Below are 11,523 nucleotides of genomic sequence, written 5' to 3' on the forward strand. Positions count from 1 at the left end.
ACTGGCGTGACCGACGGCATCACCCCGACGCTTGCCGAACTGGTCGCCCTGCGCGCGCTGGCCGGCGGTCGACGCAATGCCCGGCTCGGACGCCACGGCATCAGCGGCCAGTCGTTGTCGCCATTGCGCGGCCGCGGCATGGAGTACGCCGAGTCGCGCGAGTACATTGCCGGCGACGACGCCCGCCATATCGACTGGCGGGTCACCGCGCGCACCGGGCGCGCACACAGCAAGGTCTACCAGGCCGAACGCGAGCGACTGAGCCTGATCGTCGCCGATACGGCGCCGTCGCTGTACTTCGGTACCCGGGTGCGCTTCAAGTCGGTACAGGCGGCGCGTGCCGGCGCGATCGCAGCCTGGGCCGCCGCGCGGGACGGCGATCGCATTGCCGCCCTGCGCGGCAGTGACCGCGAACCGCCGGTGACGCCGGCGGGTGGCCCGCGTGGCGCCCTCCGCGTGCTCGATGCGTTGGCGCGCTGGTACTCCCGACCGCCACCGGACGACGCCGGGCTCACGGTTGCGCTCGACCATGCGCAACGTCTGCTGCGTCCCGGTTCGCGGCTGGTCGTGCTGGCCGATCCGCACAGCGTCGCCGAGCTGCCTGCGCGGCGCTGGCCGGTGCTCGCGCAGCACCACGAGGTGATCGTGCTGCTGCTGACCGACCCGCTGGAGCTGGCGCCGCCTGCGGCCACGCTTCCGTTCCGCAGCGGTGGCTCGCGGGTCGAGCTCGATCTCGGCGACGCCAGCCGGCGCCAACGCTGGCGCGCCGAGTTCACCCGCCCGCTGGAAGCCGCACTGGAATCGCTGCCCGCGCGCGGCATCCGCGTGCAGACGCTGTCCACCGACGCGGCCAGTGACTCGTGGCTGCCGCTGCTGGGCCGGGCCCGGCCGATGGTGGCGTGATGGCCGACCCCAGCCTGGTCCTGCGCGACATCCACCAGCCGCCCGCACCGCCGTGGTGGCCGCCGGCGCCGGGCTGGTGGCTGCTGGCCGCGTTGCTGTTGCTGGCAATTGCGGCATGGGCCTGGTGGAGCGCCCGCAAGCGCAAGCGTCGGCGCGCCATTGCAGCCGTGTTCGACACCGCCGTCGCCGCCGCCACTACTCCCCCGGCGCAGGTCGCCGCGATCTCGGAGTTGCTGCGGCGTGCCGCCCGTCGGGTCGACCCGAGCGCCGACCGCCTGCACGGCGATGCATGGCTGGAACTCGTCGACCTCGGTGAAGCGCCGGGCCGGTTGCTGCTGGAAGGCGGCTATCGGCCGGAGGTCGATCCACGGCAGGTCGACGAACTGCGAGCCGTCGCGCGCGCGCGCTTCCTGGAATGGACGCTGCGGCGAGGAAAGGCCGGACGATGAGTGTCGAGGGACTCGCCGGGTCATTCACCGAGCTGCTCGGCACGGTCATGCCCGGTTTCGCCGGTTTCGCCTGGCCCTGGCTGCTGCTGGCGCTGCCATTGCCGCTGTTGGCGCGCTGGCTGCTGCCTCCGCGACGCAGCGCATCGGCCGCGCTGAACGTGCCATTCGGTCACCGCCTGGAATCGATCGCGCACGGTGGGGTCAGCCTGCGGGGTGGCCGTATCCCGTGGCTGTACTGGCTGGCATGGGTGCTGCTGTGTTTCGCAGCGGCGCGACCGCAGGTGCTTGGCGAGGCGATCCAGCCGCCGCAGGCCGGTCGCGAACTGATGCTCGTGCTCGACCTGTCGGGCAGCATGAGCGAGCCGGACATGCAGCTCGGTGGGCGGCCGGTCGACCGCCTGACCGCGGCCAAGGCCGTGCTCGCCGATTTCCTCGATCGCCGCGATGGCGACCGCGTCGGCCTGCTGGTGTTCGGCCGCCGCGCCTACGCACTGACACCGCTCACGCTCGACCGCGAAAGCGTGCGCCAGCAACTGGCCGACAGTGTGGTCGGACTGGCCGGGCAGGAGACCGCGATCGGCGATGCGCTGGGGTTGGCGGTCAAGCGCCTGCGCGGCGCGTCGCAGAACCCCGGGGCGGACGAGGAACACGTGGTGATCCTGCTGACCGACGGCGTCAATACTGCGGGCATGCTCGATCCGATGAAGGCTGCCGAACTGGCCGCGGCATCCAATGTGCGGGTCTACACCATCGCATTCGGTGGCGACGGTTCGCTGTCGCTGTTCGGCTTCCAGATGCCGATGCCCGGCGCCGGTGACGAGATCGACGAGGACACCCTGCGCGCGATCGCCGAAACCACCGGCGGCCGGTTCTTCCGTGCCCGTGACACCGCGCAACTGGCCGGGATCTATGCCGAGATCAACCGGTTGGAGCCGGTCGAGCGGGCGGGTGAGGCGGTGCGGCCGCGGATCGAACGCTACGCGGCTCCGTTGACGGTAGCGTTCGCATTCGGTCTGTTGGGTTTCGCGTGGCCGCGTCGGAGGCTGGCATGAGCATCGATCCGTCGGCACTGCACTTCCTTCGCCCGGACTGGCTGTGGGCATTTGTCGCGCTGCCGCTGCTGGCGTGGTGGTGGCTGCGGCGACGGCGGGCCGCGAACGTCTGGCGCGATGCGGTCGATCCGCACCTGCTGCCCAGGTTGCTCGATCGGGGCACTGCAGGCCGTGGCCAACTCGCATTGGTGTTCGGCATGCTTGGCTACCTGCTGGCGGTACTGGCACTCGCCGGGCCGAGTTGGCGGCAGACCGAGCAGCCGTTGTGGCAGGCGCGCACGCCACTGGTGGTCGCGCTCGACCTGTCCAGCGCGAGCCTCGCCAGTGACCTGCCACCCTCGCGGCTCGCGCGGGCGCGGGCGAAGCTCGAAACCCTGCTGGCCGAGCGCGACGGCGGCCAGGTTGGCCTTGTCGTCTACGCCGACGACGCATACACGGTGGCACCGCTGACCGAGGACGCGGCCAACGTCGTCCTGTTCCTCGATGCGTTGCATCCCGGCGTGATGCCGGTCGACGGCCAGCGTGCCGACCGTGCGATCTCGTGGTCGGCGAAGCTGTTGCAACAGGCCGGCTTCGACCGCGGCCGGATCCTGTTGTTGACCGACCATGCCGATGCGGATGCGCGCGATGCCGCCGCGTCGGCGCGCGCAAGTGGCTATCGCGTGTCCGTGCTCGGGCTCGGCAGTACGCAGGGCGCGCCCTATCGCAACGCCGGAGGCACTCTAGTCACGGCAGCCCTGGATGCGGCTTCGCTGCGCCAGCTCGCCCAAGCGGGCGGCGGTGACTATGCTGGCCTCAGCGACGACATCAGCGACCTGCAATCGCTTGGCGTGCTCGACCCGATGTCGACCGGCGCCGAGACCACACAGGGAGAGAGCGGCCGCAGTTGGCACGACGACGGCTACTGGCTGTTGTTGCCGCTGATGTTGCTGGCACTGCTGGCGTTCCGCCGCGGCGCGCCGGTCGCGCTGGTGGTGCTGGTGTTGTGGCTGCCGGGCCGCGGCGTGCAGGCCGCCGAGCTGTGGCAACGTCCTGACCAGGCGGCACACGAGCAGATGCAACAGGCGGCGCAGGCCTACCGCGACGGTGATTTCAAGCGCGCCGCCCAACTGTACGGCGGACTCGACAGCGCCAATGCCCAGTACAACCAGGGCAATGCGCTGGCCAAGGCGGGCGACTACCCTGCGGCCGTCGAGGCCTACCGGCAAGCGTTGCGACAGTCGCCGGACATGCAGGACGCGATCGCCAACAAGCGCGCGGTCGAGGCGGCGATGAAGCGCAAGCCGCCCAAGGGCGGGCAGCAGGAGAAGAACAAGCCATCGGACAGCAAGGACGATGCGTCCAGCGGCGACACCGGTGAACCGCAGCAGGAAGGCGAGGGTAACTCGTCGTCGCAGCAGCAGGGTCAAGGCCAACCACCCAAGTCTCCACCATCGCAGCCACCGCAGTCGCAACCTGACGACGCCGGTGACAGCACTCCGCAGGACACACCGCCGGAGCAGCCCCGCCCGGCCGACGCCGCGGCCCAGCAATCCGCCAACGAGGCCCAGCGCCAGCGCATGCAGGAGGCATTGCAGGCAGCGAAGGAAGATGGAAAGGCCGACGATCCCGCGGAGGCCGGCCCGACCGAATCGCCGGAGCAGCGCGAGCGCCGACTGGCCAACGAAGCATGGCTGCGACGGATCCCGGATGACCCCGGCGGACTGCTGCGCGAAAAATTCAGGCTCGAGCACCAGCGTCGCCGGATGCAGGGCGGATGGGAGGAATGACACCGATGTCGCGAAGCGTGCTGCAAACCGTGGTGCTGTTGTTGCTGGCGATGACCAGCCTGGCGGCGGGCGCGCAGACCCGCGCCTGGCTCGACCGCGACCGCATCGCCCTGGGTGAAACCGTCACCCTCAACATCCAGACCGATGCCGGCGCCAGCCCTGACTACGACCCGCTGGAGCCGGAGTTCGGGATCAGCGGCCACAGCAGCAGCCGGCAGGTCGAGCTCAGCAACGGACGCATGCAGAGCCGCACCCTGTACGCGGTCGCGCTGAAGCCGCGCCGTGACGGCGTGCTGACCATTCCCGCATTGCGCGTCGGCAACGACCGCACCTCGCCGCTGTCGCTGGTAGTCACCCCGGCCAGTACCCGCACCCCGGCGCGCGCGGGCGACGACGTCTTCCTCGAAAGCGAGGCCGATGACACCAGTCCCTATGTGCAGCAGGCGGTGGGACTGGTGGTACGGCTGTACTCGGCGGTGCCGCTGGTGTCGGGTGAACTCGACCAGCCCGCCCCCGATGGCGCCACCCTGCGCCAGGTCGGCGACGATGCCCAGTACAGCCGCGAGATCGACGGGCGCCGCTACAACGTGGTCGAGCGCCGCTACCTGCTGATCCCGGAACGCAGCGGCGCGTTGCAGATCCCGGGCGCGACCTTCGAGGGGCGGGGCGCCACCGGCTTCTTCGACGACTTCCTCGGTCGAAGTGGTGCGTTGCAGGCCAGCGCCGCGCCGCGTTCACTCGAGGTGCTCCCCGCGCCGGCCGGGGCGCCGCAACCCTGGCTGCCGCTGCACGACCTGCGGCTGAACTACCGGTCGACCCCGCAGGAGCTGCGCGTGGGCAGCGCCGCCACGCTGACCGTCGAGGCGATCGCCGATGGCGTCAGCGCCGCGCAGATGCCCGAGCTGCAACTGCCGCCGATCGACGGCGTGCAGGTGTTCGCCGAACCGGTGCAGGCCGATGAGCGCTTCAAGGACGGCCGCCCGCAGGTCACGCTGACGCGCAGCTTCTCGCTGGTGCCGACCCGCGGTGGCGCGGTGGAACTGGCCGGGCTGGCGCTGGACTGGTGGGACGTGGGCGCCGGCGAGGCCCGCAGCACCCGGTTGCCGCCGCTGCAATGGCAGGTCGCCGGCACGCCTGCCGCCACTGGGGGCCAGACGGTCGCCACCGCACCGGGGGGCGTGACATCCCAACCGGTGCCGCCGCCCGCCACCGAGTCGACATTGCAGGGCACGCTGCACGGGGCGAGTCGCGGCTGGGTGCTGGCGACCCTGCTGTTCGCGGCGTTGTGGCTGCTGACCCTGCTGTGGGGGTTGCATCGCAGCGCTCCGGCCACTGCGGTCACGACCCCCCGGCCGGTTTCGCCGGGCGCCACCACCAAGCCGGACCCGGCAGCGTTCAAGCGCGCGCTCGCTATCGGCGATTTCGCCGACGTTGCCGACAGTTTGTGCGCATTGGCGCGCCCCCCTGCATCGAACCTGGACGAAGTCCGGACGCGGCTCGACGACGCAGCGCAGCGCGACGCCATCGACGCGCTGCAGCACGCGCGCTGGGGCGGTGGCGATGGCGTCGCCGCCCGTGGCCTGATGCGTACCGCCTTCGCCCGCGGCCCCCGGTGGCGCGAGGTACCGACCGTCGCCAGGCCGCCACTGCCGCCGCTGTATCCCGACGCCTGACCCCTCGCCGCCGGGCCGCCGGCGCGACAGGCCGGGTTTGCTAAGCTCGCCCGCACCTACGAGGGGAACTGCACGACGATGACGGAAGCGAATACCGGCGCCAACACCGCCAAGCGCAAGATGCCGTTGCACTGGAAGATGGCGATCGGATTCGTGGCCGGCCTGTTGCTGGGCATGATCGCGTACTACACCTCCGGCGCCGACGCCGACTGGGTGCAGTGGCTCACCACCTACGTCACCCAGCCAGCCGGGCAGTTGTTCCTGCGGCTGATCTTCATGCTGATCATCCCGCTGCTGTTCTCGGCGCTGGTGGTCGGCATCGCCGAGATGGGCGACGTGCGCTCGCTCGGTCGGGTCGGCTGGAAGACGCTGGCCTACACGGTGGTGGTGTCGGGCATCGCGGTGGTGATCGGGCTGGTGCTGGTCAACTGGTTGCAGCCGGGCGTCGGCGTCGATCGCGCCGCCGCCGAGCAGATGCTGGCGGAGGGCTCCGAGCGCGCGGCGGCGATCGTCAGCAGCAGCACCGGTCAGCCGCAGGGCATGGACATGCTGTTGTCGATCGTGCCCAGCAACGTGATCACCGCCGCCGCCAACAACTCCATCCTGGCGGTGATGTTCTTCGCGATCATGGTCGGCATCGGCCTGGTGCTGACCCGCAGCGCCGCCACCGACACCCTGCAACGCGGCATCGAGGGCCTGTTCGAGGTCTCGATGACCCTGATCGGGCTGGTGATCAAGCTGGCGCCGTACGCGGTGTTCTGCTTCATGTTCAACCTCGCCGCGCTGTTCGGCTGGGACCTGCTGGTGCGGCTGGGTGCGTACGTCGGCGTGGTCGTGCTGGCGCTGGCGTTGCACATGTTCGTGGTCTACTCGCTGGCATTGAAGTTCGCCGGCGGCTATTCGCCGCTGAAGTTCTTCAAGGGCTCGCAGGAAGCGATGGTGATGGCGTTCTCGACCGCATCCAGCAACGCGACCCTGCCGACCGCGCTGCGCGTGGCCGACGAGCAGCTCGGCCTGCCGCGCAAGATCTCGCGCTTCGTGCTGACCGTCGGCGCGACCGCCAACCAGAACGGCACGGCGCTGTTCGAGGGTGTTACCGTGCTGTTCCTGGCGCAATTCTTCGGGGTCGAGCTGTCGCTGGTGCAACAGGTCACGGTGATGTTCGTGTGCATCCTCGGCGGCATCGGCACCGCCGGCGTACCGGCCGGCTCGCTGCCGGTGATCGCATTGATCTGCGGCATGGTCGGGGTGCCGCCGGAAGGCATCGGCATCATCCTCGGCGTCGACCGCTTCCTCGACATGTGCCGCACCACCCTCAACGTCACCGGCGACCTGGCCGCGGCGGCGGTGGTCTCGCGCGGCGAGGCGGACCCGCCGCCGGAGTTGCTGGCCGACTGAGCCCGCGCGCCGCCTGCCCCTTTGCTGGCGGCGGATTCCAGCCCGGGGCGACACGGCCCCGGCGGGATGGGACAATGACGGCTGTTTTTCGCCATCGATCCCATCATGCCTACGCCGACCCGTCGCGACCTCGCCAACGCCATCCGCTTCCTCGCCATCGACGCGGTGCAGGCGGCCAATTCCGGCCACCCGGGCATGCCGATGGGCATGGCCGACATCGCCGAGGTGTTGTGGAACGACTACTACAGCCACAACCCGAACAACCCGGGCTGGTTCAACCGCGACCGCTTCGTGCTGTCCAACGGCCACGGCTCGATGCTGCAGTACGCGCTGCTGCACCTGTCGGGTTACGACCTGTCGATCGATGACCTGAAGAATTTCCGCCAGCTGGAGTCGAAGACCCCGGGCCATCCGGAGAACTTCATGACCCCGGGCGTGGAGACCACCACCGGTCCGCTCGGCCAGGGCTTCGCCAATGCGGTCGGCATGGCGCTCGCCGAGAAGCTGCTGGCGCAACGATTCAACCGTCCCGAGCACGCGATCGTCGACCACCGCACCTGGGTGTTCATGGGCGACGGTTGCCTGATGGAGGGCATCTCGCACGAGGCCGCCTCGCTGGCCGGCACCTGGGGACTGCACAAACTGGTCGCGTTCTGGGACGACAACAGGATCAGCATCGACGGCAACACCGACGGCTGGTTCACTGACGACACTCCGGCGCGGTTCGAGGCCTACGGCTGGAATGTGATCCGTGGCGTCGACGGCCACGACAGCGACTCGATCAAGCGCGCGATCGACGCGGCGATGCTCAGCAACGACAAGCCGACCCTGGTCTGCTGCCGCACCACCATCGGCTACGGTTCCCCGGCCAAGGCCGGCAAGGAGTCCAGCCACGGCGCCCCGCTCGGGCCGGACGAGATCATCGCCACCCGCGGCGCGCTGGCGTGGGAGCACGATGCATTCCATATCGCCCCGGAAATCTACGATGGCTGGCGCGCCGGCAACGCCGGCCTGGTCCGCGAGGAGCAGTGGAACCGTGCGTTCGACGGTTACGCGCAGCGCTACCCGGAGTTGGCCGACGAGCTGACCCGACGCTCGCATGCCGAGCTGCCGGCGGACTTCGTCGAGCAGGCCGACGCCTACATCGCCAAGCTGCAGGCCGAGGGTCCGGTCGTGGCCTCGCGCAAGGCCTCGCAGATGGCGATCGAGGCATTCGCGCCGCTGCTGCCGGAACTGGTCGGCGGCTCGGCCGACCTGGCCCATTCCAACCTGACCCTGTGGAGCGGCAGCAAGTCGGTCGCCACCGACGACGCCGATGCCAACTACATCTACTTCGGCGTGCGCGAATTCGCGATGACCGCGATCAGCAACGGCCTGTCGGTGCACGGCGGCTTCATCCCGTACGACGCCACCTTCCTGGTGTTCAGCGACTACGCCCGCAACGCGGTGCGCATGAGCGCGCTGATGGCCGCGCACGCGATCCACGTCTACACCCACGACTCGATCGGCCTTGGCGAGGACGGCCCGACCCACCAGCCGATCGAGCACGTCGCGAGCCTGCGTTACATCCCCAACAACGACGTCTGGCGCCCCTGCGATGCGGTCGAGTCGGCGGTGTCGTGGCGCGCCGCGATCGAGCGCGGCAACGGCCCGAGCTGCCTGGTGTTCTCGCGCCAGAACCTCGACCACCAGCCGCGCAGCGAGGCACAGGTCGCCGACATAGCGCGCGGTGGCTACGTGCTGAAGGAAGGTGGCGCCAACCCGCGACTGATCCTGATCGCGACCGGTTCGGAAGTCGGGTTGGCGATGCAGGCGGCCGCGCAGCTGGGCGACGACGTGCGCGTGGTGTCGATGCCGTCAACCGACGTGTTCGACCGCCAGGACGCTGCCTACCGCGAGTCGGTGCTGCCGAACGCCTGCCGCAGGCGCGTGGCGATCGAAGCCGGCGTGTCCGACTTCTGGCGCAAGTACGTGGGTCTCGACGGCGCGGTGATCGGCATCGACACCTTCGGCGCCAGCGCCCCGGCGGGCAAGCTGTTCCCGCACTTCGGCTTCACCGTTGAGCGCGTGATCGAGGCGGCCAACTCACTTTGAGCCCGAGGCTTTCGTAGGAGCGGCTTCAGCCGCGATCGGAAATCGGTTCGAGCGATCAAGCACCCGATCGCGGCTGAAGCCGCTCCTACGAAGAGGCCACTTTGGGGCAAAGGGGCGGGATCAGCGTGTCTCGCGAAGGGCAAGTGCCAGCAAGCGGGCTTCCAGGTGCTCACCGAAGCCGGTGGGCCGTTCCAGATCCATCCGCGCCATCGCCTCCGCATCGGCGCGATGGCCACGCAGCAATGCCCGCGCCACCGTCCGCAGCTTGCCGGCCGTGCTGCCGGTATTCGCCTTCAGCCATGCCAGCGCCTTCACCAGACGTTGCTCGACCGCGGTGAAATCACTGCCCAGCGGGTAGTCGGGCAGTGTGCCGTCGCAGCGCAGCGGCGCCAGCGTCTCGCGCAGCCACGCCGGGGTGTTGTCCGCTGCGCGCGGATCCATAGCGAAATCCCGGCGCAGCTTGCCTTCGGCCTTCGCGGTCTCCAGCAAGTCCTGCTGGAACCGTGCATCGCAGATCCCGGCCATCGCCACCACGCAATCCTCGTCGGCCTTGCCGCGCACGTCGGCGATGCCGTACTCGCTGATGTAGATGTCGCGCAGATGGCGCGGGATGGTGGTGTGCCCGTAGTTCCAGACCACGTTCGAACGACTGTGCCCATCGGCATCCCGTACCGCGCGGAACATCAGCGCCGAGCGCGCGCCCGGCAAGGCGTGCGCCATCGCCACGAAGTTGTACTGGCCGCCGACGCCCGACACCACCCGGCCGTCCTCCAGCGCGTCCGACACCGCGGCGCCGAGTACGGTCGCCATCATGCAGCTGTTGAAGAAGCGCGCATCGCGGCGCTGCAGCCGCTCCAGCGTCTCGTTGCCGCCGTACAACTCGTTGACCGAGCTGACCCGGCGCATGTCGATCGCGCGGCGGGTGTCGCCGTCGAGATTGCGCAGCCAGTCGTACAGGTCGTGCGAACCGAGGTAGAACGCACCATGCAGGTACTGTCCTTCGCGCCCAAGCCGCGCGTGGTCATCGTCGGTCGCGCCGCCTTCGACCAGCCGTCGCATCACCGCTTCGTCCTCGACCACCTTGCGCCGGATTACCCCGGCCTCGACCAGCCGCTTGAACCCTTCGTTGAGCATTTCGCTGCAGCCATACAGGCCTTGCGCGAACGGCCCCAGCGACGGGTCCTCGGTGGCCGGCGAACGCAACGCCTTGAGTACCTTGCGATACGCGGCGTTGTCGGTGTGGCGCAGCGCCAGCGCGTGGCACAACGCGTCGGCCAGTGCGCCGATGCCGATCTGCAGGGTGCCGCCGTCGACCACCAAGGTACTGGCGTGGAAGCCGATCGCGTAGTCGACCTCGTTCACCGGTTGCCGCGGCAGGCCGAACAGCTTCGGATGCGGCCCCGGTGGCGTCACCACCGCATCGAAGAAACCCTCGTCGACCGCCGCGCTGCCATCCAGCCACGGCAGTTCCGGGTCGACCTCGGCGACCAGCAGCGGTCGTGGCAGCCCGGCGGCAGTGATGGCGTCGATCGCGTCGAAGGTCAGGTCGGTGTTGCACGACAACGACAACCGCGTGCCACCGGGCTCGCGCGCGACCCGCTGCACGATGCAGTTGACGCCGCGGTCGGCGAGGGCGCGCGCGACATGGGTGTAGTTGAGACTGGCATAGCGCCGCTGCGCCTGGCTCGAACCGAGCAGCGCGCCGGACTGGAAGTAGAACTCCTCGACCTCGATGTGCGCCGGCAGCGCGTCGCGACGCATCGCCGCCACGTAGTCCAGCCGCGGGAAGTCGTCGCCGAAGTGGCGCGACACGAACGGGCCGAGGAAGCGCCCTTCCAGTCCCTTGCCCGCGGCGGGCGGGTCCAGCGACAGCGCCGTGTAGAGATGCAGCGGTCGCGACGCATCGGTCCTCGCGCGCGCATACAAGGCATTGAGCAACCGGTGCGGCTTGCCGAGTCCGAGCGGCGCACCGACCTGCAACGGACCGTCGATCCGGGTCAGCATCAGCTCCACCGCGGCCTCGATGGAGTCGAGTTGCACGGTGGCCCCGGAATGCGCCTGCGTCGTCATGGCTGGAGTATCGCACCGAGGTAATCCGCAGCGCCCAAGACCGGTTCCGATGCAGGAGCGACGTAAGTCGCGAACGCGCCAGTGTCCGGGTTCGCCGTGCGGTCGCGATTTGCGT

General features: G+C 69.7%; 8 protein-coding genes. 7 read left to right on the forward strand and 1 reads right to left on the reverse strand.

Going from position 1 to position 11,523, the window contains the following annotated elements:
* The first annotated feature begins 6 nt into the window (after positions 1 to 6).
* The 7 genes from ACT9F5_RS13270 to tkt all read left to right on the forward strand — a co-directional run bounded on the left by ACT9F5_RS13270 (position 7) and on the right by tkt (position 9,338).
* Positions 7 to 903, forward strand: coding sequence for a DUF58 domain-containing protein (locus tag ACT9F5_RS13270; RefSeq protein ID WP_445120438.1), 897 nt, complete (start codon positions 7 to 9; stop codon positions 901 to 903).
* On the forward strand, positions 903 to 1,352 hold the full coding sequence (locus tag ACT9F5_RS13275) for a DUF4381 family protein (protein ID WP_445120439.1): 450 nt from the start codon (positions 903 to 905) through the stop codon (positions 1,350 to 1,352). The genes ACT9F5_RS13270 and ACT9F5_RS13275 overlap by 1 nt, the downstream gene beginning before the upstream one ends.
* 47 nt (positions 1,353 to 1,399) lie before the next feature.
* Positions 1,400 to 2,404, forward strand: a complete 1,005-nt coding sequence (locus tag ACT9F5_RS13280; protein ID WP_445120550.1) for a VWA domain-containing protein — start codon at positions 1,400 to 1,402, stop codon at positions 2,402 to 2,404.
* A complete protein-coding gene (locus ACT9F5_RS13285; protein WP_445120440.1) occupies positions 2,401 to 4,173 on the forward strand; it encodes a VWA domain-containing protein in 1,773 nt (590 codons plus the stop codon). Before ACT9F5_RS13280 ends, ACT9F5_RS13285 begins: the two co-directional genes overlap by 4 nt.
* 5 nt (positions 4,174 to 4,178) lie before the next feature.
* Positions 4,179 to 5,846, forward strand: a complete 1,668-nt coding sequence (locus ACT9F5_RS13290) for a BatD family protein (RefSeq protein WP_445120441.1) — start codon at positions 4,179 to 4,181, stop codon at positions 5,844 to 5,846.
* A 78-nt stretch (positions 5,847 to 5,924) separates the two neighbouring features.
* Positions 5,925 to 7,244, forward strand: coding sequence for a cation:dicarboxylate symporter family transporter (locus ACT9F5_RS13295; protein WP_445120442.1), 1,320 nt, complete (start codon positions 5,925 to 5,927; stop codon positions 7,242 to 7,244).
* Between the two features lie 105 nt (positions 7,245 to 7,349).
* Positions 7,350 to 9,338: a transketolase gene (gene tkt, locus ACT9F5_RS13300; protein ID WP_445120443.1), complete on the forward strand. Its 1,989-nt coding sequence runs from the start codon at positions 7,350 to 7,352 to the stop codon at positions 9,336 to 9,338.
* A gap of 120 nt (positions 9,339 to 9,458) precedes the next feature.
* Here tkt and ACT9F5_RS13305 read toward each other — a convergent pair whose 3' ends face one another.
* Entirely contained in the window at positions 9,459 to 11,408 is a 1,950-nt protein-coding gene (locus ACT9F5_RS13305; RefSeq protein ID WP_445120444.1) for an acetyl-CoA hydrolase/transferase C-terminal domain-containing protein, read from the reverse strand.
* Positions 11,409 to 11,523: the final 115 nt, after the last annotated feature.

This window comes from Lysobacter sp. F6437, assembly GCF_052547215.1.